Annotated in this window: 20 protein-coding genes; 10 read left to right on the top strand and 10 right to left on the bottom strand. The window is 68.1% G+C overall.

Translation table 11 applies throughout. The features are described 5' to 3' along the window. Positions 1-6: 6 nt before the first annotated feature. The 5 genes from K254_RS0106265 to K254_RS0106245 all read right to left on the bottom strand — a co-directional run bounded on the left by K254_RS0106265 (position 7) and on the right by K254_RS0106245 (position 6,366). Entirely contained in the window at positions 7-1,032 is a 1,026-nt protein-coding gene (locus tag K254_RS0106265; RefSeq protein WP_026554635.1) for a putative FMN-dependent luciferase-like monooxygenase, read from the bottom strand. Beyond that, complete coding sequence (locus tag K254_RS22115; RefSeq protein WP_231391768.1) at positions 1,029-2,816, bottom strand: dipeptide ABC transporter ATP-binding protein; 1,788 nt, start codon at positions 2,814-2,816, stop codon at positions 1,029-1,031. The genes K254_RS0106265 and K254_RS22115 overlap by 4 nt, the downstream gene beginning before the upstream one ends. Further along, positions 2,813-3,685: an ABC transporter permease gene (locus K254_RS22110; protein WP_196810887.1), complete on the bottom strand. Its 873-nt coding sequence runs from the start codon at positions 3,683-3,685 to the stop codon at positions 2,813-2,815. The genes K254_RS22115 and K254_RS22110 overlap by 4 nt, the downstream gene beginning before the upstream one ends. Next, positions 3,682-4,626, bottom strand: coding sequence for an ABC transporter permease (locus tag K254_RS0106250; RefSeq protein ID WP_026554634.1), 945 nt, complete (start codon positions 4,624-4,626; stop codon positions 3,682-3,684). The genes K254_RS22110 and K254_RS0106250 overlap by 4 nt, the downstream gene beginning before the upstream one ends. 69 nt (positions 4,627-4,695) lie before the next feature. Further along, the gene (locus K254_RS0106245; protein WP_081709936.1) at positions 4,696-6,366 is read right to left on the bottom strand and encodes a TIGR04028 family ABC transporter substrate-binding protein; all 1,671 of its coding nucleotides are present in this window, start codon (positions 6,364-6,366) and stop codon (positions 4,696-4,698) included. A 539-nt stretch (positions 6,367-6,905) separates the two neighbouring features. On the opposite strand from K254_RS0106245, the gene K254_RS0106240 reads away from it, so the two are divergent. Continuing rightward, positions 6,906-7,115 (top strand): dodecin, encoded by a 210-nt coding sequence (locus K254_RS0106240; protein WP_026554632.1) that lies wholly within the window; start codon positions 6,906-6,908, stop codon positions 7,113-7,115. A 91-nt stretch (positions 7,116-7,206) separates the two neighbouring features. Here K254_RS0106240 and K254_RS22105 read toward each other — a convergent pair whose 3' ends face one another. Both K254_RS22105 and K254_RS0106230 read right to left on the bottom strand, forming a co-directional pair. Then, positions 7,207-7,530 (bottom strand): hypothetical protein, encoded by a 324-nt coding sequence (locus K254_RS22105; RefSeq protein ID WP_051388916.1) that lies wholly within the window; start codon positions 7,528-7,530, stop codon positions 7,207-7,209. Positions 7,531-7,660: 130 nt separating this feature from the next. After that, positions 7,661-7,957, bottom strand: coding sequence for a DUF503 domain-containing protein (locus K254_RS0106230; RefSeq protein WP_026554631.1), 297 nt, complete (start codon positions 7,955-7,957; stop codon positions 7,661-7,663). Positions 7,958-8,053: 96 nt separating this feature from the next. Here K254_RS0106230 and K254_RS0106225 point away from each other — a divergent pair, with 96 nt between their 5' ends. Beyond that, a complete protein-coding gene (locus tag K254_RS0106225; protein ID WP_026554630.1) occupies positions 8,054-8,254 on the top strand; it encodes a hypothetical protein in 201 nt (66 codons plus the stop codon). A 70-nt stretch (positions 8,255-8,324) separates the two neighbouring features. On the opposite strand, the gene K254_RS0106220 is transcribed toward K254_RS0106225, so the two are convergent. Then, on the bottom strand, positions 8,325-9,245 hold the full coding sequence (locus K254_RS0106220; RefSeq protein ID WP_026554629.1) for an NADP-dependent oxidoreductase: 921 nt from the start codon (positions 9,243-9,245) through the stop codon (positions 8,325-8,327). Positions 9,246-9,635: 390 nt separating this feature from the next. Between K254_RS0106220 and K254_RS22100 the strand changes: the two genes are divergently transcribed. From K254_RS22100 to K254_RS0106190, 6 genes are all read left to right on the top strand, one after another. Beyond that, entirely contained in the window at positions 9,636-10,370 is a 735-nt protein-coding gene (locus tag K254_RS22100) for an ankyrin repeat domain-containing protein (RefSeq protein WP_035749062.1), read from the top strand. Positions 10,371-10,631: 261 nt separating this feature from the next. Continuing rightward, the gene (locus K254_RS0106210; protein WP_026554628.1) at positions 10,632-11,609 is read left to right on the top strand and encodes a LacI family DNA-binding transcriptional regulator; all 978 of its coding nucleotides are present in this window, start codon (positions 10,632-10,634) and stop codon (positions 11,607-11,609) included. Between the two features lie 147 nt (positions 11,610-11,756). Continuing rightward, the gene (locus tag K254_RS0106205) at positions 11,757-13,076 is read left to right on the top strand and encodes an ABC transporter substrate-binding protein (protein WP_026554627.1); all 1,320 of its coding nucleotides are present in this window, start codon (positions 11,757-11,759) and stop codon (positions 13,074-13,076) included. Positions 13,077-13,150: 74 nt separating this feature from the next. Then, positions 13,151-14,191, top strand: a complete 1,041-nt coding sequence (locus tag K254_RS0106200) for a carbohydrate ABC transporter permease (protein WP_231391767.1) — start codon at positions 13,151-13,153, stop codon at positions 14,189-14,191. Continuing rightward, the gene (locus K254_RS0106195) at positions 14,188-15,078 is read left to right on the top strand and encodes a carbohydrate ABC transporter permease (RefSeq protein ID WP_026554625.1); all 891 of its coding nucleotides are present in this window, start codon (positions 14,188-14,190) and stop codon (positions 15,076-15,078) included. Before K254_RS0106200 ends, K254_RS0106195 begins: the two co-directional genes overlap by 4 nt. Continuing rightward, positions 15,075-16,706: an alpha-amylase family glycosyl hydrolase gene (locus K254_RS0106190; protein WP_051388915.1), complete on the top strand. Its 1,632-nt coding sequence runs from the start codon at positions 15,075-15,077 to the stop codon at positions 16,704-16,706. The genes K254_RS0106195 and K254_RS0106190 overlap by 4 nt, the downstream gene beginning before the upstream one ends. A gap of 54 nt (positions 16,707-16,760) precedes the next feature. Here the strand turns inward: K254_RS0106190 and hrpB are convergent, their stop codons facing one another. After that, the gene (gene hrpB, locus K254_RS0106185; RefSeq protein WP_026554623.1) at positions 16,761-19,406 is read right to left on the bottom strand and encodes an ATP-dependent helicase HrpB; all 2,646 of its coding nucleotides are present in this window, start codon (positions 19,404-19,406) and stop codon (positions 16,761-16,763) included. 70 nt (positions 19,407-19,476) lie between these two features. Here hrpB and K254_RS26135 point away from each other — a divergent pair, with 70 nt between their 5' ends. Continuing rightward, entirely contained in the window at positions 19,477-19,770 is a 294-nt protein-coding gene (locus tag K254_RS26135) for a hypothetical protein (protein ID WP_026554622.1), read from the top strand. Here the strand turns inward: K254_RS26135 and K254_RS22095 are convergent. After that, positions 19,767-21,428 carry an MDR family MFS transporter gene (locus K254_RS22095; protein ID WP_081709934.1) on the bottom strand — a complete coding sequence of 554 codons (1,662 nt, stop codon included), beginning with the start codon at positions 21,426-21,428 and terminating at the stop codon, positions 19,767-19,769. The genes K254_RS26135 and K254_RS22095 overlap by 4 nt on opposite strands. 125 nt (positions 21,429-21,553) lie before the next feature. Between K254_RS22095 and K254_RS0106170 the strand changes: the two genes are divergently transcribed. Continuing rightward, positions 21,554-22,138 carry a TetR/AcrR family transcriptional regulator gene (locus tag K254_RS0106170; RefSeq protein ID WP_026554621.1) on the top strand — a complete coding sequence of 195 codons (585 nt, stop codon included), beginning with the start codon at positions 21,554-21,556 and terminating at the stop codon, positions 22,136-22,138. The last annotated feature ends 5 nt before the right edge of the window (positions 22,139-22,143 follow it).

Below are 22,143 nucleotides of genomic sequence, written 5' to 3'. Positions count from 1 at the left end.
GGTGTGTTAGGCGGCCGCGGGGATGTGGTTCCAGCCCAGCTGGGGCAGCACCGAGGCGGCCGTCAGTTCGATGGAGCGGAGGATGTCCGCGTGCGGTGGGTCGATGGAGTGCACCTGGAAGGACACGTCGGTGGCGCGCTCCAGCACGGTGTCCCGCCCCAGGGACTCCACTACGTCCGCTGGTGTGCCCACATGGGCGTCGAAGGCTGTCATCAGCTCCTCTACGGTGGTCCCGGTAAAGACGTGCCCCTGGCGCTCGAAGGCCTTCACCTGCCGGCGCAGCCCTTGGCCGGCCAGGCGCAGGGCCTGGCGCCTGTCCTGGGCAACGAACAGCGTGCGTGAGGCGAGGATCCTTGGGGTCCTCCCCGGGGGCAGTGCGTCAAGGTAGGCATCCACGATGGGGTCCTGCAGCTGGGCCAGTGTTGCGTCCGGCCGGGCCGGCGGCCGTGGCTGTGTGCGTGAGAGCATCAGCCCGTCCCCGGCCTCCCCTGCGCGCCGGCCGCCGTCGGCGGAGAAGGTCGCCTGCCACAGCCGGTCCAGCAGCTGGGGCGCCGCGGGATAGAGCTGGTTGGCAGCGGAGCCAAGGGTCTTGCCACTCCAGGCGTCCCTGAGCACCTGCAGGTGCCTGTTGTAGACGTCATGGCGCGCGGAGGCGTCGAGCCCGAAGGCGAGGAACGATGACGGCGTGCCTCCGCTGCCGACGCCAACCTCCAACCGTCCGCCGGAGAGCAGGTCCAGCACGGCGGCGTCCTCCGCCACACGGAGCGGATCCTCCAGGGGCAGGGTGATGATGCCTGTCCCCAGTCGGATGGTGGAGGTTGATGCCGCCACATGGGCGAGGAACACCAGCGGCGAGGGGAGCCCGCCCTCGCTGCCGTGGAAGTGGTGCTGCGCCACCCAGGCGGCGTCGAAGCCCACGTCCTCGGCGAGGCGGATCTGTTCCGCGGCCAGTGCATACCGTTCCCCGGGTGTCGTGTTGTCCAAGAGGCGGCTGAAGAAGCCGATCCCCTTGCCCGTCGTCGTGCCGCTCATCGGCGTCCTGCCTTTGCTGTCGTGGGAATCGCTGGAGAGATGCGTGCTGTGGCGTGCGTGGCTGGCGGCCGTTCGGCCTTCGGGACGCCGACGGCGCCGCGCTGTCCCGGAATGGCGGCGATCAATTCACGCGTGTACTCGTGCCGCGGGGACAGGAACACATCCTTGACGGTGCCGCTCTCCACCACCCTGCCGGCGCTCATCACCGATACGGTGTCGGCAATCTGCGCCACCACGGCGAGGTCGTGGGAAATGAAGACGTAGGTCAGGGCGAGTTCACGCTGGAGTTCCTCCAACAGGGCCAGGATCTGTGCCTGCACAGTGACGTCCAGGGCCGACACCGCCTCGTCAAGGACCAGCACCTTCGGATCCAGTGCGAGGGCACGGGCGATGGCCACACGTTGGCGCTGCCCACCGGAGAGTTCGCGCGGGCTTCGTGCCAACACCGCGTGCGGCAGCCGGACGCGCTCCAGCAGGCCCTCGATCCTGGCCGCCCGTCCGGCGCGGTCGCTGGTGCCGAAGTTCAGCAGCGGTTCCTCGATGATCTGCCGGATGCTCTGCCGCGGGTCCAGCGAGGTGAAGGGGTTTTGGTGGACCAGCTGGACAGTGCGGCGGAACTGGCGCAGCTCCTCCCCGGCGAGGGAACCCACGTCAGTGCCGGCGATGGAGATGCTGCCCGAGGTGGCCTTGTGGAAGCCTACGAGGGCCCGCACCGTGGTGGTCTTGCCGGATCCCGACTCCCCCACCAGCGCATGGGTGGTGCCGGCGGGCACGTCAAAGCTGACGCTGTCCAAGGCCTTGAAGACCGGCGCGTTGCGGGGGCCGGTGCGGAACTCCTGCACCAGGTCCCGCACCACAATTCCTGCCTCTGCCGGCGCGGCGCCCGCAGGGTGGACCGTCGCAGACTGCACCGGCGAGCGCCAGGGGCCGTTGGCGGCGAGCGCCAGCGAGGGTGCGTCGGCCAGCAGGGCCCGGGTGTAGCTGCTGCGCGGGTTGGCCAGCACCTCGGAGGTTCTGCCCGCCTCCTGGATCCTTCCTCCTTGGAGCACCACCAGCCGGTCGGAGCGGTCCGCGGCAACGCCCAGGTCGTGGGTGACAAACAGCACCGCCGTGCCCTCCTCGCGGCGCAGCTCATCGATCAGGTCCAGAATGCGCTTCTGCACCGTGACATCCAGGGCGCTCGTGGCCTCATCGGCAATGATCAGCTGGGGCCGCAGTGCAATGGCTGCGGCAATCAGGGCGCGCTGCCTCATGCCGCCGGAGAGTTCATGCGGATACTGCCGCGCCCGCAGTGCCGGCTGCGACAGTCCCACCCTGGCGAGCAATTCGAATATATGTTCGAGTCGCTCCTTCCGGCTGAACCTCCCGTGCAGCCGCAGGGCCTCTCCCACCTGTGCTCCGATGGTCTTGACCGGGTTCAACGAGCTGGTGGGGTCCTGGGGAATCAGGCCGATCCTGGACCCGCGGACGGATTCCAGCCGTTTCTGGCTCCACCCGGCAATGTCAGTGCCCTGCAGGCGGATGGCTCCGCCGTCGACGCGCCCGTTGCCGGCCAGCAGCCCGATCACCGCCTGGGCCGTGGTGGATTTGCCGGAGCCGGATTCGCCCACCAGCGCCAGCACCTCCCCGGCGCCGATGCTCAGGGACACGTCGTGGACGGCGCGGCTGTAGTGGTGCCTGTGGTCCCGGTAGGACACGGAGAGGTTCTCCAGTTCCAGCACCGGCGTGGCCGTGGCCGCGCCGATCCCCCCAAGGGTTGGAAGCGGAGGTGCAATGATGCTCACGATGAGCCCTTTCGAATCGAGCGGCTGATGCGGTTGGCGGCCAGGACCACCACGACGACGACGGCGCCGGGGAAGGTGGTCAGCCACCAGGAGGTGGCGATGTACTTGCGCCCCTCCGCAATGAGCAGCCCCCATTCCGGCGTGGGCGGCGGAGCCCCATAGCCCAGGAAGCCCAGGGTGGAGATGGCCATGATGGCGGTGCCGAACTGCAGCGCCGCCAAGGCGAGGACAGGCCCCGCCGAGTTGGGCAGCACATGCCGCCACAAGACCTTTGAGAAGGTGCCGCCGCTGCCGAAGGCGGCCTCCACATAGTCGCTGCGGCGCACCCGCATCACCTCGGAGCGGCTCAGCCGGGCAAAGCCGGCCACGGACCCCACTCCGACGGCGATGGCGGCGTTCACGGTGCCGAAGCCAAGAATGATGATGATGCTCAGCGACAGCAGCAGCCCCGGAATGGACAACAGCACGTCCACACCGCGCATGAGCACGGCGTCGACCCTTCCTCCAAGGGATCCGGCGAGCAGGCCCAGCAGTGTGCCGAGCAGCAGTCCAACGGCCACGGCCACGAAGGCACCCGTGACGGACTGGGCCGAGCCGTGGATGATCCGGGCCAGCAGGTCCCGGCCCAGCTCGTCGGTCCCCAGCAGATGCACCCCGCCCGGGGGCAGCAGCTTCTCCCGCGCCATCCCGGCCGTGCCGCTGTACTGGGTGAACCAGCCGGGCAGCACCGTCCACAGCAGCACCACTGCCACCACCAGCCAGGCAATGAGGAGTCCGGGCTGGAGCCGGCTCAACAGCGGGCGCACATCCCGCCCACCGGATTCAACGACCGGGGGTGGGCTGTCCAGGGTTGTGGTCGAGGCACTCATGCGTTCGCTCCCAAGGATTTCTTCAGGCGGGGGTCCACCAGGGGGTAGATCAGGTCAATGATGAGGTTGACCACCACAAACACGGCGGCTGCCAGCACCACGATGGCCTGAAGCACGGAGGCGTCCTGGTTGTCCACGGCCTGCTGGGTCAACTGGCCCAGTCCGCTGCGGCCAAAGACCGTCTCGGTGACCACCGCACCGCCAATCAGTTCACCGAACAGGATGCCGGCGATGGTCAAGGTGGGCAGCAGCGCGTTCCGTGCCACGTGGTGCCAGAGGATCCACGGCAACGATGCGCCGCGCGCCCTCGCCACGGAGATGAAGGGTTGGGTGAGCACATCGTCCATGCTGCGCAGCAGCACCTGGGCCAGCGGCGCCGAAATGGGGATGGCCAGGGTGAGCACCGGCAGAATCAGCCCCTGCCACTCCGGCGGGTTGATCACCGGGATGAGCTTGAGCCGGAACGAAAAAACCTGGATCAGCACGATGCCCAGCCAGAACACCGGCACCGAGATGAACAGGGAGGGCAGCGAGGCGATGGCCGTCCGCAGCCACGCGAAGCGGGCGAGGTTGGCCAGCACGGCGATGCCCACGGCCAGCAGAACGGCCGCGGCAAACCCCAGCCCGGCCAGACGCGCCGTGGCCGGCAGATTGGTGGCCAGCTGGTCCAGCACCGGCACGCTGGCCGAGACGGAGTAGCCCAGATTGCCCGTGAGGAAGTTGCCCAGGGTGTGCAGGTACTGGAGAACCAGCGACTGGTCCGCACCATAGGAGGCCCGGATCTCGGCAATCTGCTCCGGGCTCAGGCCCATGTCGGGGTTTTGGTACTTGATCAGCAGCGCATCCCCGGGCAGCGCCTGCAGCAGGATGAACGAGAGCGTGAACGCGGCCCAGAGGACCAGCAGGGCCTGGCCGATGCGGCCGGCGAGATATGAGGGCATCGTGCTTCCTTGGTGCAGATGGGGCGGGTGGCTGTGGGGCCCCGGCGAGCGCCGGGGCCCCACACGCGGCTACTTCTTTTCGAGCCAGACACCGTAGAGGCTGGGGCGCCCCACGGCCTCAAAGGCCAGGCCCTTCAGGTACGGCGCCGCCGCGAAGACCTGCGGCTCCTCGAAGATCGGGATGACCAGGGCCTGGTCGATCAGGTGGTTCTGGATGTCGGCCACATCCTTCAGCCGCTGGGCCAGGTCCGTCTGGCTGGTCTCGGCCTCCAGCAGGGCGTTCAGTGTGGTGTCCGAGAAGCTCTTGACCTTGGTGCTGCTGCCACCCTTTTGAAGCAGCGCGTCGCGGTTGGCCGGGTAGAACTGGCTCTTGAGCACATCGGGGTCCGCCCGGCCCACCTCCGCCACCGTCAGCGGCGTCTTTTCCGGGTCCAGGTTGTCCACCGTCCGGCTTCCGGCGTCACCGGCCAGAATGTTCAGCTTCACGCCCACCTTGGCCCACTGCTGGGCCACCAGCTGGAGCACCTGCTTGTTCTGCGGCTGCGGCAGGGACTCATAGATGGTCAGGGACAGCTTCACGCCGTCCTTTTCCCGCACGCCGTCGGCGCCCAGCGTCCAGCCGGCGGCGTCGAGCAGCTTTTTGGATTCGCTGGGATCCGCCTTCAGCTTCGCGGACAGGTCCACATAGCCGACGGCGGTCTGGGCCACCACCGACTTGGCCACCGGGTAGTTCTCGGAGAACAGCGTGCTGACGATCTCGGCCGAGTCGGTGGCCTTCAGCAGCGCCTGCCGCACCCGGACATCGGACACGAGCGGATTGTCCGGCCGGAAGGCGATGCTGTCGTTGACACCCTTGGTGGGCGCCGCATGCACCTGGTAGTTCTGCGCCGTGACCTGGTCCTCGTCATAGGCCTGGACCTGGCGGATCAGATCCCCCTGCCCGGCCAGCAGCGAACCGATCCGCACGCTGTCCTCGGCCGTGACGACAATCTTGATGCCATCAAGGTAGGCGCGGCCCTGGTTGGCGGCATTCTTCGGCGCCCACTTGTAGTCGGAACGGGCACTGAGGTCCACTTCCTTGCCCAGCACCTCGTTCTTCACCACAAATGGGCCGGAACCGATGATGTTGGTGGCGGAACCCAGCTCGTCGTAGCTCTTCGCCAGCGTGGCCAGGGACACCAGGCCCGATCCGATGGTGGAGGTCCCCTGCAGGAATCCGGGAGAGGACTTCTTGAAGACAAACTTCACCGTCAGCGGGTCGATGACTTCGCTGTGGTCGTAGTTGTTGATGACCTCGGACACGGGCTGCTTGAGCTCCTTGTTGCCCAGCCCGTAGGTGTCGTAGTTCTTCGCCACGGCCGCCGCATCCAGCGGCGTGCCATCGGAGAACGTGACCCCCGGGCGGATCTTGAAGGTGTACTCGGTCAATGCGGCATTGCTGGTCCAGGACTCGGCGATCCACGGCTCAATTGCGAGCGTCTGGGGGTTCTGGTAGGTCAGCTTGTCCGTGATCTGGTTCAGCACGCCGCCATTGGGGTAGAAGCCGCCCGACGGCGGATACAGGTTGGTGTGCGCCTGCTGTTCCAGATACACCAGCGTGCCACCGGCAACGGGGGTGTCCGAGGTGGCGGCTGCCGTTGGGCCTGTGCCCGCCGATCCGGCGCAGGCGGCCAGCGTCGTCGTCAAGGCGAGCGCCGCCACCGCGGCGGAGATGGATCTCAGGCGTCGGGAAATTCTCAAGGGGTGTTCCTTTCAAAGGGCATGGCCTGCCACGGGAGCATGGCAGGCAAAAATCCATGGATCGATCCAGAGGATCAGAAAGCGGAGGACCAGAGTGCAGAGGACCAGGTGTGGAAGGGGGGCCGGAGGCTCGGTGCTGCGGGCCGTGTCAGCCGGCGGCCGGACACCGGGGTGCGGTGCAGGCGCCCGCCTGGCCGGCCCACGGGGACAACCGCGGAAAGCTGGGCATGAGCCGGTGGGCTGCACTGGTGTGAAGCGTCATGGCGGGTCTCCTTCCGTGTCTGGAGACCCCAATCAATCACGCCCCACGGGCAGGCTCAAGGCACATGTACGCCGGGGGAAACACGGCTCAACGAATCGACGTGGAGAGTCACAGGAGGTCACCGGAGCGGCCATCGTTGCGTGGCAGGGGCCGCGATGGCGACACACGGCGTCACGGCGCCGCTCTTCTCCGGCAGGGGGTCGTGGGCTAGTCTGCAATCACGACCGCGCCAGGCGGCCGGCTGTTCAGGCATCAATGACGATCACCAGGAGCGGACATGGCAGACCACACCTACAGCATTTCGGAAATTGTTGGGACCTCAACCGAGGGAGTCGACGCGGCGGTGCGCAATGGCATTGCCGCCGCTTCAAAAACGCTGCGGAACCTGGACTGGTTTGAGGTGAAGGAGGTCCGCGGCCACATCAGCGACGGCGGAGTTGCCGACTGGCAGGTCACCATCAAGATTGGCTTCCGCTTGGAGCGCTGACACATAGCAAACACTGCATGTGGACGTGGCAGATGGGAAGGGAGGGGCGATTGCCCCTCCCTTCCCATCGTCAAACACGGCCCCCATCGAGCTACACCTGCGCGGCCAGCTCGTGCCTGGTCAGGCCCAGATAGACGGTGCCGTCCTCCACCCGGGCGATGGTGTCGGCGGCGGCGTAGGCACCGGATGAGAACAGCCGGTGGGCATCGATCTTGATGTACCCGGAATGGAAGAGGCGGCGTGCCATGATCTCGGGAACCTTGGGCTCGCGCCCGAAGAGGGAGTTCAGCCCAAGGTTGATCACATCCTGTGGGGAGGAGGTCACGGCCTCCTCAAACTCCTCGGCCTTGGCGTTGGGCGCAACGACGTGTTCAACCCGGCCGAGCTCTTCCCCCGAGACATCAACAACCCTCATGCCTTTCGACACTGATGCCAATACGTCCACGATCGTCCTCCTCCACTGAGCCCAACGGCGCCTGCACGCCCGGACAATCTCATTACGGCACCGTTGGGCGCCCGGGTCAAGAGCCAATATGGGGCGGTTCCTAGAGGTCGTCTCCGCTGGCCAGGCGCCGCCGTGCGCTGAGCAGCTCGACCTCCGGATGCGCCGCCACCATCCGCTCCGCGGCATCCAACACGTCCACCACGTGGGCGCGGTCTCCGGCGGCCACGGCGACACCGATCTGCGCCCGCCGCAGCAAATCCTGGGCGCCTGTCTCCGCGGCGGACAGCTCAAAGCGCCGCCGCAGCTCGTTGACCAGGGGGCGCACCACGGACCGTTTGTCCTTCAGGGAATGCGTGCTGCCGAGCAGAAGATCGAATTCAATCCAGCCAATCCACATGCATGGATCATCCTCCGCGCCCATGCCTGCGGCAATGTCGGGGTGCCTTGGAATGTCGCACCCCGCTCGTAGCATGGCAGGTGTAAGGAGAGAATCATGGACATCCGCCCAGCATCGAATCCGCCGGCCTCCGTGCAGCTGCACGCAGGTGCACCCTCGCCGGGGCCGCAGCCGCTGACCTGGGACGGCCTGCACGCCGCCATCGTTGAGGCTCTGCACCACCTGGACCGGGGCGCACCCCTGTACATCGCGGCCGATGTCCTCACCGAGGATCTCTACCCCCGGCTGCGCACCTGAACAAGGCGGACGCAGCCACCACCGGTGGCTGTGTCCGCGCGGCGCTTCCTGCCCGGCGTCGTCTACTCGACTACTCGATGCGGAGAGCGATCTTGCCGGCGGTGTGGCCTTCCATGTTCAGGGCAAAGGCCGCCGCAGCTTCCTGCAGGGGGAAGACCTTCGCGACGTTGACCGTCACCTTCCCAGCATCCGCCAGGTCCGCCAATTCCTGCAGGTCCGCGCCAACGGGCCGCGCCCACATCCAGGTCCCGCCATGCTCCTCCACGGAGGCGTCGGCGATCGAGGCGTGGCGTCCGCCATCCTTCAGCACTGCAACGGTGTCGGCCACGACGCCGCCGACAAAGTCCGCCACGACATCCACACCATCCGGCGCCAGCTCCAGCACCCGCGCCGGCAGGCCTTCGCCATAGGCCACGGGCTCGGCCCCGAGGGACCGCAGCAGCTCATGGTTCCGGGGGCTGGCGGTGGCAATCACGCGCGCCCCCTTGGCCTTCGCCACCTGGATGCCAAGGGTTCCCACGCCGCCGGCGCCGCCGTGGATCAGGACGGTTTCACCCGCGTGGAGTTCGAGCCTGTTCAGGACCTGGTAGGCCGTCAGCCCGGCCAGCGGCAGCCCGGCGGCCTGCTCCCAATCCAGGGACTGGGGCTTCCGGGCCACGATGGAGGCCGGCAGGGCCATGTACTCGGCAAAGCTGCCACCGCGCACCGTGTCGGTGCGGCCGTAGGCGATCACCTCGTCCCCCGGCGCGAACTCCGGCACGTCGATGCCCACCCGTTCGATGATCCCCGAGACATCCCAGCCGGGGACGGCCGGGAAGCTGATGTCCATCAGCGGGTCCAGGTATCCGCCCATGATCTTCCAGTCCACGGGGTTCACGGCGGCCGCCTTGACCCTGATCAGGACGGAACCGGGGCCAACCTTGGGCATCGGGAGGTCGCCATATTCGAGCACACTGGGATCGCCGTAGCTGGCGTAGGAGATAGCTTTCATGATGGGTGCAACCCGCTGCTGACGGCGGGTATTCCGGTGTTCCGTGCCGCATGGTCCAGCCACAGGACGTGCGCCGGGGCCAGGAGTATACTGCTCTTGATGCACATTTCGGCTTCGCTTTGAAGCATTGCCCTGGATCTTCTGGGGAGATCCACCGGCAGGATGTTTCCGCAGCGCTAATCCGGCGGAAAACATCCGGGATCGGCATCTCCGGCCATCCACGAGAGGCGCCGGCAGCAGGACCTGCTCACCAGGTGGGCAGGATGAAGGTCTTTTCGTCGCAGCTTTGCCCGTGCCGCAGCTCCGGTCATTCCAGATCCGGCGCCGTCGGGTCGGCGGAGCCGCAGGTCTCGCGTGAAAAAGGCATTTCAAACACAATGGGGTTCAGACATGATCGACATTGCCGACCCGCCCGTTGACGACATCGTCCAGGCAATCCACACCGGCCAAATTCCGGTGGTGCGAAATCTTCTGCATGACAATCCCGGCATGGCCACCGCCAGATTCTGCGCCAAGGACCGCCACGAGGTGGCAAGAACGTTGATGCATGTGGCCACGGACCCACCGGGCCACTACCCGCACGCGGCCGAGACGATAGCCGTCCTTGCCGCAGCGGGCGCGGAGCTGAATGTACCGTGCACGGGGCCGTTTCCCGAAACCGCCCTGCACTGGGCCGCGAGCAGCAATGACGTCGAGGCCCTCGATGCGCTGCTTGATGCCGGCGCGGACATCGAGGCTCCCGGGGCCTCGTTCGACGGCGGCACCCCCTTGGCGGATGCTGTGGGCTTTCGCCAGTGGGCGGCTGCCCGGCGCCTCATCGACCGGGGTGCGCGCACCACCCTGGGCCAGGCCGCTGCCATGGGGCTGCGCCAGCGCATTGTTGAATATTCCAGGGGAATCGCCGCCGTCGAGGAGCTCAACGACGCCTTCTGGTACGCCTGCCATGGCGGACAGCTGAGCGTCGCGGCCTACTTCCGCGGCCTCGGGGCAAATCCGGATTGGATTCCCTCCTGGAGCACCACGGGTGCACTGGAAGCGGCCCGGCAGAGCCAGTCCACCGCGCTGGTCCGCTGGCTCCAGAGCCTCACGGCCCGCCCCGGCGACGGCTGGGCCGCCGCCACCTAGCAACCATCCCAACGACGAGGGCCTGCAGGGTGCCGCCATTCTGTGGCGGCGCCCTGCAGGCCCTTCGCCATGCCCGTGGACTCTGCCGTTTACGAAACGCACCCGGTTCCATCAGGGGCGTGCCTATAGTGGGTAACGCGGCTCACGAAACCGTTTACGTAAACCGTTTGCGCAATGACAGTGGACCGCAGTGGCACAGGACAGAAGCGGCACTAAATAGAAGCGGCACCCGACGGCAGTGGCAGCAGACAAGGAGGAACCATGGCAACCATCAGGGACGTAGCCCAGCGTGCCGGCGTATCCCCCGCCACGGTTTCCCGGGTTGTCAACGGTCTCGTCGGGTATTCGGACGAGACCCGGGCCCGTGTTGAGGACGCCGTCAACGCCCTCAACTACGAAACCGACTACCTGGCCCGCGGGCTCAAGACCCGGCAAACGTCGGTGATCGGGCTGCTGGCGCCCATGGTGTCCGATGCCCTGGCCTCCCAGGTCATGCAGGGTGTTGAAGCGGCCGCCCAGGAACGCGGCTACGCAGTGATGTTGGGCCGCACCGGGCCCAAATCAACGTTCATCGCCGGCTACCTCAGGACGCTGCGCACCTACCGGGCGGCCGGAGTCATCCTCATCTCCGCCGTCATCACCCCCGGGACGCGCCAGCTGCTCGGACCGAACATCCCCGTCATCTCCGTCGCCATCAGCGACAAGTCCGGGTCGCCAAGCGTCGCCATCGATGACGAGAAGGCAGCCTATGACGCCACCCGCCATTTGCTGCAGCTGGGCCACCGCCGCATTGGACTGCTCACCGGCGATCCAGCATCGGTGTACGTCTCGCTGCCTCGCGAGCGCGGCTACGTGCGGGCAATGGCCGAGGCAAACTGTCCACCCGCCACGGCCACCGGCAGCTTCTTCTACGAAAGCGGCGCCGCCGGCCTGGACCAGCTGCTGGCCCAGGATCCGCAGCTCACGGCCATCTTTGCCATGAGCGACGAAATGGGTGCCGCGGTGGTCAATGAGCTGCAGAAACGCGGACGCCGGGTGCCCGAGGACGTCTCGGTGCTCGGCTTCGACAACACCTCGACAGCCGTCCATGTCCACCCCGCGCTGAGCACCATGGCCCAGCCGCTGGAGGAGATGGGGCGGATGGCCGTGGCCAAGCTGCTGCGCTCCCGGGATCTGGGACCCAAGATCGTCCCGCACCAGCTCATAGAACGGGGTTCCACGGCACCCCCGCCGTCGTAGTCCACCCCCCGACCGGCCTCCAGCGCCGGAACCAAAGCTCCACCCCTCCACCCACGGCGCCGGCCGGTACTCTTGCGTGCCCCGGCGCCCGCTCCGCCATGCCACAAACCTGCAATCCACCAGATTCCCCCAAAGGAGAAACCCCTCATGAGGCAACGCCGCCCATCCTGGCAGACAGTCATCACCACCTCCACAGCGCTGGTCCTTGCGGCCGCAACCCTGACGGCCTGCGGCGGTGCTGCACCGGCGTCCAAGCCCAGTGTCAACGCCGCCGCGTCGTTTGAGGGCAAGGGCCCCATCAACTACGTCTCCTCGCGGGATGCCTCCGGGGCGGCGCAGAAGAGCATTGACGAGTGGAACGCCACGCATCCCGATGAGCTGGTCACCTTCATTGAACTGCCGGATTCGGCGGACCAGCAGCGCCAGCAATTGATCCAAAACGCCCAGATCAAGTCGGACACCTTCGGCGTGCTCAACCTCGACGTCGTGTGGACCAGCGAGTTTGCCGCGAACAAGTGGATCCTGCCTCTTCCGGGCGACAAGCTGTCCGTGGACAAGATGATTCCGGCAACGGTGGGCGCCGCCACCTACCGCGACACCCTCTACGGGGCGCCGTACTACACCGATGGCGCCCTGTTCTACTACCGGACCGATCTGCTGGCTGCCGCGGGCGTTGCCGCGCCGCCCAAGACCTGGGACGAGATGAAGAGCGCCTGCAAGGCGGTCCTTGCCCTGCCCGAGGCGGCGGGCATGTCCTGCTATGCGGGCCAATTCGACAAGAACGAGGGCCTGACGGTCAACTTCACCGAGGCCGTGGCCTCGGCCGGGGGGACCGTCGTCGACGCCGAGGGCAAGCCCACCGTCGACACCGCCGAGGCGAAGGCCGGGCTGTCGACGTTGGTGGACGGATTCAAGGACGGGCTCTTCCCCAGCGACGCCATCACCTACCAGGAGGAGCAGGGCCGCCGCGCCTTCCAGGACGGCAAGGTGGTCTTCCTGCGCAACTGGCCCTTCCTCTACTCCTCCCTGAGCGCCACGGACGGCTCCAGCCAGGTGGCCGGAAAGTTCAACGTGGCCTCGATTCCCGGCACCTCCGGCCAGGGCGTCTCCACGCTGGGCGGCCGCAGCCTCGCCGTCTCTCCCTTCACCGCCAACAAGGCCACGGCGCTGGAGTTCATCACCTTCTTCACCTCCCAGGAGCAGGCGCTCAAGCGCCTCGCGCTCAGCTCCCGCGCCCCCGTCTACGCGGCCCTGTACGAGGACCCCGCCGTCGTCGCCAAGCGCCCGTTCTTCCCGGCGCTGCTGCAGTCCGTGAACAACGCCCAGCCCCGCCCGAAGGTGGTGCAGTACGGCGCCACCACCAAAGCGATCCAGGAGGAGGCCTACGCCGCACTGACGGGCAAGAAGGACACCGACACGGCCCTGGCCGACATGCAGGCCAAGCTCACCGAGCTCGCCGCCAAGTGATTCGATGCCGGGCCGGCGGGGCAGCCCCGCCGGCCCGGCACCACCCAAGACGCCACGACGTTAGGTAGAACCGCATGACCTCCACAGCTTCACCCCACCGCGCAGGGCCAGCCGCCCCGGCGCCGGCCCGCCCGCCAGCCGCGCGGAAGCAGGCCAGGCCTCGCAACCGGTCCCTGCGTGGCACCGGCGAGGGCCGCATGGCCGCCCTGCTGCTATCCCCCACCCTTCTGGTGCTGGCCCTGGTAATCGTGTACCCGCTGATCTCGGCCGTCCACCAGTCCCTCTACCGCACCGAATCCGGGCTCGACGCCAACGGCTTCGTGGCGGAGGGTGAGAGTTTTGTGGGCCTGGCCAACTACGTCGACCTCTTTGTCGGCGACTCCGGCGAGCGCTTCCTCAACGCGTTCTCCAACACCACCTTCTTCACCGTCACCACGGTTCTGCTGGAAACGGTGCTGGGCCTGGCCCTTGCCTTGGCCATGAACCGGGCCTTCCGGGGGCGGGCGTTCCTGCGGGCCAGCATTCTGGTGCCATGGGCAGTGCCCACGGCCGTCTCGGGTCTGCTGTGGCGCTGGATCTTCCAATCCGATGGCATCGCCAACACGCTGATCGGCTCCGAGATCCTCTGGACGGCCGAGGGCGTGGCGTCCAAGGTGGCGGTGATCGTGGCCGAGGTCTGGAAGACGGCGCCGTTCATCGGTCTGTTGGTGCTGGCCGGCATGCAGGTCATTCCCGAGGAGGTCTACGAGGCAGCAAGGATCGATGGGGCGGGCTGGTGGCGGCAGTTGGCCTACATCACCCTCCCCCTGGTGAAGCCGACCCTGTTGGTGGCAGTGCTGTTCCGGATGCTCGATGCCCTGCGGATGTTCGATCTGCCGTTCGTGCTCATCGGCCCCGGCAAGGAGTCGGTGGAGACGCTCTCCATGCTCGCGTGGGATGAGTCCAACCAGCTGCGCTATGGCTCGGCCTCCGCGTTCGCCGTCGTCCTTTTCCTCTATGTCGCCGCCGTCGCCATTGTCTTCGTCAAGGTGCTGGGCGCCGATGTCACAGGCGCCAAGCACCTCCGTCTGGCCCGCAAGGCCAACCGCATCCAGAAGGCCGAGGCCACCCGATGACAACCACAGCATTGAAACCCCGCACGGCCCCCGCCGCCGGCACCCCCGTCCCGGCGCGCCGCAAGCGCTCCTGGCGCTCCTACTCCGTCTATGCCGGACTGGCCCTGATCTTCATCTACTGCCTCTCGCCGTTCTACTGGATGATCGTCTCCAGCCTGCGCCGGACGGCCGACATCTTCGACAACAGCCCGCTGCCGGCGCCGTTCTCGGTGGAGAACTACGTCAAGGTGTTCGATGGCTCCACCATGTTTGGCCAGGCGCTGCTGAACAGCCTGATCGTGGCCGGGGTGACCACGGTTGCCGCACTCGTGATGGGCATCTTCGCCGCCTACGCCATCTCCCGGCTCAATTTCCGCTTCAAGTCGGTGATCCTGGGCGTCATCATTGCCACGTCCATGTTCCCGGGCATCTCGGTAGTGGTTCCGCTGCTGCGGTTCTTCTCCGACATTGGCTGGATCAACACCTACCAGGCGATGATCGTCCCCAATCTGTCCTTCGCGATCCCGCTGGCCGTCTGGAACCTCACCACCTTCATGAAGTCCCTGCCCTTCGACCTCGAGGAGGCGGCGATGATTGACGGCTGCACCAAGTGGCAGGCGTTCCGCAAGGTTCTGCTCCCGCTGGCGGCGCCGGGCGTCTTCACCACCGCCATCCTGACGTTCATCCACAGCTGGAACGAGTTCATCATCGCGCTGTCCATGGTCAACGACCCCCAGGTGCAGACCGCCACCGTGGCGATTTCGAAGTTCACCGGTGCCACCGAATTCCAGGCCCCCTTCGGCGAGCAGATGGCCGCCGGCGTGATCGTCACCGTTCCGCTGGTCATCATGGTGCTGTTCTTCCAGCGCCGCATCGTTGAGGGACTCACCGCGGGAGCGGGCAAATGAGCGCCGCCCTGGCGCAGCAGCGTCTCCAGCAGAGCCACCTCCAGCAGAATTGGTGGGACTCCGCCGTCATCTACCAGGTGTATCCGCGCTCTTTTGCGGATGGAAACGGCGACGGCGTCGGGGACCTGGCCGGGCTCGCCGCCCGGCTGGGCTACATCGCCTCCCTTGGCGTGGACGGGATCTGGTTGACTCCGTTCCAGCCCTCCCCGCAGGTCGACCAGGGCTACGACGTCAGCGACTACTGCGGCGTGGACCCGCTGTTCGGCACCATGGCGGATTTCGACCAGCTGCTGGCACAGGCCCATGGCCTGGGTCTGCGGGTCTTCCTCGACGTGGTGCCCAACCACTGCTCCAGCGAGCACCCGTCCTTCATCCAGGCGCTGGCCGCCGGGCCTGGGACCGTCGAACGCGGGATGTTCCACTTCGTCGAATCCCCGCACGGTGCCGGCACTCCGCCGAACAATTGGCAGAGCGTCTTTGGCGGACCGGCGTGGAGCCGCGCCGCGCCGGACTCGGACACGGACCTCGATTGGTACCTGCACCTCTTCTCCCCCGGCCAGCCGGATTGGAACTGGCGCAACCCTGCGGTGGGTGGCTACTTCGAAGATGTGCTGTGCTTTTGGTTCAACAAGGGGGTGGACGGGCTGCGGATCGACGTCGCCCACGCCCTGTTCAAGGCGGAGGGCCTTCCCAATGCGCCGAACAGCGCCCCCGTTGTGGACGGGCTCCGCTCCAACCCGCTCGTCTCCGACCAGGAGGAGGTCCACGAGGTCTACCGCCGCTGGCGCACCATCGCCGACGGCTACCAGCCCCAGCGGGTCCTGGTGGGCGAGGTCAACCTCGACCCGGACCGGGCGGGGCGCTACACGCGTGCCGACGAGATGCACCAGGCCTTCGCGTTCTCCTTTGTGAACCTCGGCTGGGACCCGCAGGGCTGGGCGGCCGTGGGCAACGAGCTGGAGTCCGTGCGGCAGCTCCACGGCGCGGCGCCGACGTGGGCGTTGGAAAACCACGACCTCGTCCGATCCGCCACACGCTTTGGCGGCGGGGAGCTCGGCGCGGCCCGGGCCCGGGCCGCCCTGCTGGCGCTGCTGGGACTGCCCGGGGCAGCCTATCTCCACCAGGGCCAGGAACTGGCCCTCCCCGAGGTGGACGTCCCGCTCGACGCCCGGGTAGATCCCATGTGGGCGCGCGGCGGAGTCTGCCGCGACGGCGCCCGCGTGCCGCTGCCCTGGACCGCGGACCCGGCGTTCAACCACGGCTTTTCCCTGGCCGATACCGCAGCGCAGCCATGGCTCCCCCAGCCCACCGGCTGGGGTTCGCACGCGATTGAACAGCAGCTCAAGGATCCGGGCTCAACGCAGCAATTGGTGGTGCGGGCTCTGGCGCTGCGCCGCCGGCTGCTGGCGGAAGGGGTGCTGGCCGACGACGACGGCGGGCGCTGGCGGACCGAGACTGGTGGACTGCTCCTCTGCGACCGCGGCCGGGGCTTCCTGGTGGCCATCGCCATGGGAACGGACGCTGTCCGGCTGCCGGAGGGAACCGTGATTCTCACGGCGGCCCCGCAGCCCACCGCCGGCTGGCTCGAGCCCAACAACGCGGCCTGGATCCAGCGCACCGCCGATTGACCGCACCGGTGCCGCAGCCGGTGCCCGGGATGGGCACACCGTCCCCGGCACCGGCTACATCCGGTTCTTGGTCCGGGCGGTGGCAGGAGCGGTCCACGGATCCTCCGGCCACGGGTGCTTCGGGTAGCGCCCGCGCATTTCGGCCCGGACCTGGGCATAGGGGCCCGACCAGAAGGAGGCAAGATCGTCGGTCACCGCGAGAGGCCGCCGGGCCGGGGAGAGCAGGTGGAACAGCACGGCGACCCGTCCACCGGCCACCCGCGGCGTCTGCGCCCAGCCAAAGCACTCCTGCAGCTTCACCGCCACCACCGGGCGGCCTCCGTCGTCGTCCACCTCCGGGTAGTCGATAGCCACCGCCGAGCCGCTGGGCACCGCCAACCGCTCCGGGGCCAGCTCCCCCAGTCTGGCCGCCTCGGGCCACGGCAGCAGCCGCCGCAGCGGTTCCACCAGATCGATGCCGGCCGCCGAGGCACCGCCGGCCAGGGCCTCAAGCTCGGGTGCCAGCCACTCATCCAGCCGGGCCAGCAGGGCGGGTTCGGATACATCCGGCCACGGCGCACCCAGTTCCCGGTGCAGCAGGGCCAGCCGCCGGCGCAGGCCATCGGCTGCGGCGGAAAAGCCGATCAGAGCCAGCCCGCCCTTCCCGAGCGCCTCGGCCACCGCCGCGCGGCCCTCGCCAGGAGCCGGACGGACCGGCGTCGAGGAGAGCACTATCGATCCCAGCCGGCGTTCGCGCCGGGCGGTGATGCGTCCCTGGTTGAACTGGGCGGCCACGGTTTCCGTCAGCAATTGTGCGGCGGCGGCCTCTGCGGTCGCCTGGGACAGCGGCGCTGCAGCCCGGATGAGGGCGCCGGTCCCCGCCGCGTCCCGGCCCTGGGCGCGCGACACCTCGGCCACTGCCAGCCATTCCTGTCCAGCGAGGGGGCTGCCGGCCGGCAGCCCCGCCCTCGTCCCGGAGGACAGCAGGTAGCTCTGGGTGCCGGGGACGCGGCGGGCCACCCGGTCCGGGAAGGCCAGGGCAACCACGTAGCCAATGGCCTCGGCCGCAGGAACGCCTGCTGCGGAGGCACCACCGAGGGTGCCAGCTGCGCCGCCGGGCCCCTCCCGGCGGGCTATCTCCTCCATCCGCCTCACGTCCTCGGCCCAGCGCCTGGCCGAGGGCTCGCTGCCATTTCGCAATCCACCCAGCAGCCGGGTGAGGTCGGCGCCGGGGGCGCGTGCATCGCCGGAGACCATGGCCACCGCCTCCGCAGCCGCACGGCGTCCCACCACGCCCATGCCATCCAGGAGGGCGCGGGCCAGGCGCGGATCGGCGGGAACTCGTGCGAGCGTCCTGCCCAGGCTGGTGGCCAGGCCGTCGCGCCCCACCGCACCAAGATCCCACAGCACCTCCCCGGCGTCGGCCATGGCAGCCTGCGGCGGCGCATCCACCAGGGCCAGACCCTGCCCGCCGGGTGCGCCCCAGCAGGCCAGCACCAGGGCCGCGGCGGTCAGATCCGCCGCCGCGATTTCCGGCGTCTGGTGGGCTGGGGCCGCCCCGTACGTCTTTTGGTCGTAGCAGCGCACCACTCGTCCCGGCCCCTGCCGGGCGGCACGTCCGGCGCGCTGCTCGGCCGAGGCCCGGGAGCAGGACACCGTGACGAGCCCCGTCATGCCACGGCCGGCGTCGCGCCGCGGTTCGCGGGAGAGGCCGGAATCAATCACCAGCCGGACACCGGGAACCGTCAGCGAGGATTCCGCCAGCGTGGTGGAGACGATGATCCGGGGTGCACCCCCGGGCTCCCGTCCGGAGACGGCACGGTCCTGCTGTGCCGGGGACACCTGGCCGTGCAGCTCAAGCACCTCGACGCCAGCCCCCACGCGGCCGCGGAGCCGGCCGGCGGCGTACCCCACTTCCCAGGCACCAGGCAGGAACACGAGGGCGTCGATGTCGTGGCCCTGGGCCAGCGCCGCAGCGTGTTCGGCGGCGGCCGTGTCGGCCACATGGTCAAGGAAGCTCCGGGACACGCCGCGGCCGTCGATCCGGGGTGCCGGCGCCGGAACCCAGTCCACTGCCAGCGCGTGCAGCGCCGAGGGGCAGTCCACCACGGGGGCCGGCCCGCCGCCGTCGGGGTCTCCAATCAGTGCCGCAAAGCGCGGTGCATCGAGTGTCGCCGACATGGCGATCAGTGTGAGGTCTCCGCGCAATTGACGGACCTCGGCGAGCATGCCGAGCAGCAGATCGGTCTCCAGACTGCGTTCGTGGACCTCATCGAGGATGACGGCGGAGGTGGTTTCCAGCCCGGGGTCCGCGAGCAGGCGCCGCAGCAGGATCCCCGGCGTCACGAATTCGATCAGGGTGTCCGGCCCGGCGCGGCGCTCCCCGCGGACGGTGAAGCCAACGCGGCCGCCCAGTGCGCTCCCGTCCAGGTGGGCCAGCCGACGCGCGGCCGAGCGGGCGGCAACGCGGCGCGGCTGGGTCACGATGATGCGCCCCGGTGTGCCGCTCCCCTGCGCCGCGGCCAGGTTCGCCACCAGTGGCGGCACCAGTGTCGTCTTGCCCGTACCGGGCGGGGCCTGGACGACGGCGGTGCCCGAACCGCCGGAAGAAGCCAGGGCCGCGGCAAGGTCCCCCAGCGCCGCCGCGAAGACGAGCCCGGCGCCGATGGCCGCCAGGTCGAAGGGTCCGGCTGTGGAGGAGTGGTCCAGAGGGAAAGTCACGTCTCCATTCTGCCCGGCGCCCGCCCCGGCGCGGCGCGGGCGCCGGGCCGCAGCGCGGTAGTCTGGCACGGTGACCTCTCCCCCCGCCGCCCCGCTCACCTTCGACCTCACGCTGCGAAAACCGCTGCTTGGCTGGTTCCCCAAGCCAACCGTCGTCGTCAACGGCCTGGGGCAGCCGGCACAGTGGGGGTACCGGAACTGGAAGCTGCCGGACGGCGGCCCTGCGCACGTCACCATCTTCCTGTTCAACAGGCTGTGGAAGTTCGGCGTCGTCGAGTTCACCGTTGATGCCGTACACCCGGGGCCGCTGCTCTACCGCGCGCCGTGGCTGCCCTTCCTGCCGGGCCGCCTCACGAGACCCTAGAGGGTCCGCCGGGCGGCCGGGGCGCCGCCGTCGTCAGCGATGGGCGCACCGTCCGGGCCCACGGCTTCGCGGCCGCCGGTGATGAGCAGCTCACCCTCGGCGATGGACTCGGGCAGGATGTCCCGCTCGATGCGCGTGGCCAGTGGCTTCTCCACCAGGAAGCACAGGAGCACGACGGCGATGAGCACCAGCGGCACCATGTACAGGAACACCGGCACCAGGGCGTCGTTGTAGGAGGAGATGATGGGCATCCGCACGGCGTCGGGCATGTCCTTCACCAGGGACGGCGTGAGCGAGTTCAACCCGCCCGACGACGGCGCACCCGGTGCCTGCGGCAGCCGCTCGGCCAGCAGCGTGGTCAGCCGCGAGACGAACAGCGAGCCCACAATGGCCGAGCCCAGCGACGCGCCCACCTGGCGGAAGAAGTTGTTGCCCGCCGTGGCAGTGCCCACCTGGGCGATGGGGAACGAGTTCTGCACGATCAGGATGAAGATCTGCATGGTCATGCCCAGCCCCAGGCCCATCAGCGCCAGGTAGGAGCAGAGGATCCAGACCGGGGTGTCGGGGGTCATCGTGGACAGCAGCGCCAGAGCGCCGGCCACGATGGTGGTGCCGGTGATGGGCAGCCACTTGTACCGCCCGGTCCTGCTCACCAGGATGCCCGAGACGATGGAGGTGACAAGCAGGGCCGCCATCATCGGGATCATCATGAACCCGGCCAGGGTGGCGTTGACGCCCGTAACCATCTGCAGATAGGTGGGCAGGTAGCCGATGGCGCCGAACATGGCCACACCGGTGATCAGGCCGGCCAGCGTGGCCAGGTTGAAGTTGCGGTCTTTGAACAGGTGCAGCGGCATGATCGGCTCGGCGGCCCGGCGTTCCACCAGGACGAAGAGCACGCCCGCCACAACGGTGCCGGCAATCAGCGCGATGATCTGCATCGAATCCCAGGCATACTGCGTTCCGCCCCAGGTGGTGAACAGCACCAGACAGGTTGTGGCGATGGCCAGCAGCCCCATCCCGGCCACGTCGATGCGGGGCTTGGAGTTGGTGCCCTTGGGCAGGTGCAGGAACAACACGGCAGCCAGGATGGCCAGCGCACCCAGCGGAAGGTTCATCCAGAAGGCCCAGCGCCAGCCGATGCTTTCGGTGAACCAGCCGCCCAGCAGCGGGCCGGCCACCGAGGACAGTGCAAAGACGCCACCCATGACGCCCATGTACTTCCCACGCTGCCGGGCCGGAATGACGTCGGCAATGATGGCCTGCGAGAGCAGCATCAGCCCGCCGCCGCCCAGCCCCTGGACCGCGCGGCCGATGATCAGCTCGGTCATGTTCTGGGACAGGCCGCCGATGACGGAGCCCACCAGGAAGATGCTGATGGCAAAGATGAACAGGCCCTTGCGGCCGATCAGGTCGCCGAGCTTGCCGTAAATGGGCAGCATGATGGTGGCGGCCAGGATGTACGACGTCGTCACCCACAGCATGTGCTCGACGCCGTTGAGCTCGCCCACGATGGTGGGCAGTGCGGTGCTGAAGATGGTCTGGTCCAGCGAGGCCAGCAGCATGGCCACCAACAGTCCGGCAAACACCAGCAGGATGCTGCGCTTGTCCACGTCGGGGGCCGCCTGCGCCGGCGGCTGTGGTGCATTGCTTGTCATGGGAGTCTTTCTGGAATTATTGCTCAGAGCACTTACCGATCGGTTAGCAGTCTACTTACCTACCGGTAAGTAAGCAATCGGGTATGCTGGAATCCCCTACTGGAATCCGGAAAGAACGGGCCACCATGAGCGTCACGCAGGGCCGCGCCGAAGGCCTGAGCACCAAAGAGCGGATCCCGCTGGTGGCGTTGGAGCTGTTTGCCGCGCGCGGCTACGAGGCCACGTCCATGCGCGAAATTGCCGAACAGCTGAACATCACCAAGGCCGCGCTCTACTACCACTTCAGCAGCAAGGAAGACATTGTCCGGGCCGTGGTGGAATCCACCATGGACCAAATCACCGCACTGGCCCAATGGGCCGCGGACCAGGAGGTCACACCGGCACTGCGCCGGGACATCCTGGAGCGCTGGGGCATCATCCTCCAGGCACATGGGGTGGCGATGTTCCGCTTCATGATGGCCAACAAGGCACTGATCCGCAGCATCCGGCCGGACAAGGCGGGCATGTCCGCCCAGGTGGACATCCTGACCCGGATCATCACCCCGCCGCATGCCAGCATCGAAGACAAGCTCCGCGTCAAGATGGCCCTGATGTCCGTCACGATGGTCGGCATGGTCTCCGAAGGCGTGGACGCCACGGACGAAGAAATCCTTGACGCGGCACGGCGGATAGCCCTCTCGATGCTGCCCGCCGGGATCCTGGAGAACTGATCCAG

This window comes from Arthrobacter sp. 35W, from assembly GCF_000482545.1.
GTDB lineage: Bacteria > Actinomycetota > Actinomycetes > Actinomycetales > Micrococcaceae > Specibacter.
Note: the sequence above shows the minus strand (reverse complement) of the source record. Positions and strands in the feature narration are given on the sequence as shown.

Bases quoted from the DNA above. Each gene is read 5' to 3' on its own strand.
- K254_RS22110 (WP_196810887.1), bottom strand. From the start codon at position 3,685: ATGAGTGCCTCGACCACAACCCTGGACAGCCCACCCCCGGTCGTTGAA.
- K254_RS0106240 (WP_026554632.1), top strand. From the start codon at position 6,906: ATGGCAGACCACACCTACAGCATTTCGGAAATTGTTGGGACCTCAACC.
- K254_RS0106170 (WP_026554621.1), top strand. From the start codon at position 21,554: ATGAGCGTCACGCAGGGCCGCGCCGAAGGCCTGAGCACCAAAGAGCGG.
- K254_RS0106220 (WP_026554629.1), bottom strand. From the start codon at position 9,245: ATGAAAGCTATCTCCTACGCCAGCTACGGCGATCCCAGTGTGCTCGAA.
- K254_RS22100 (WP_035749062.1), top strand. From the start codon at position 9,636: ATGATCGACATTGCCGACCCGCCCGTTGACGACATCGTCCAGGCAATC.
- K254_RS22095 (WP_081709934.1), bottom strand. From the start codon at position 21,428: ATGACAAGCAATGCACCACAGCCGCCGGCGCAGGCGGCCCCCGACGTG.
- K254_RS0106230 (WP_026554631.1), bottom strand. From the start codon at position 7,957: ATGTGGATTGGCTGGATTGAATTCGATCTTCTGCTCGGCAGCACGCAT.
- K254_RS0106200 (WP_231391767.1), top strand. From the start codon at position 13,151: ATGACCTCCACAGCTTCACCCCACCGCGCAGGGCCAGCCGCCCCGGCG.
- K254_RS22105 (WP_051388916.1), bottom strand. From the start codon at position 7,530: ATGAGGGTTGTTGATGTCTCGGGGGAAGAGCTCGGCCGGGTTGAACAC.
- K254_RS0106190 (WP_051388915.1), top strand. From the start codon at position 15,075: ATGAGCGCCGCCCTGGCGCAGCAGCGTCTCCAGCAGAGCCACCTCCAG.
- K254_RS0106225 (WP_026554630.1), top strand. From the start codon at position 8,054: ATGGACATCCGCCCAGCATCGAATCCGCCGGCCTCCGTGCAGCTGCAC.
- K254_RS0106195 (WP_026554625.1), top strand. From the start codon at position 14,188: ATGACAACCACAGCATTGAAACCCCGCACGGCCCCCGCCGCCGGCACC.
- K254_RS0106265 (WP_026554635.1), bottom strand. From the start codon at position 1,032: ATGAGCGGCACGACGACGGGCAAGGGGATCGGCTTCTTCAGCCGCCTC.
- K254_RS0106210 (WP_026554628.1), top strand. From the start codon at position 10,632: ATGGCAACCATCAGGGACGTAGCCCAGCGTGCCGGCGTATCCCCCGCC.
- K254_RS0106250 (WP_026554634.1), bottom strand. From the start codon at position 4,626: ATGCCCTCATATCTCGCCGGCCGCATCGGCCAGGCCCTGCTGGTCCTC.
- K254_RS0106205 (WP_026554627.1), top strand. From the start codon at position 11,757: ATGAGGCAACGCCGCCCATCCTGGCAGACAGTCATCACCACCTCCACA.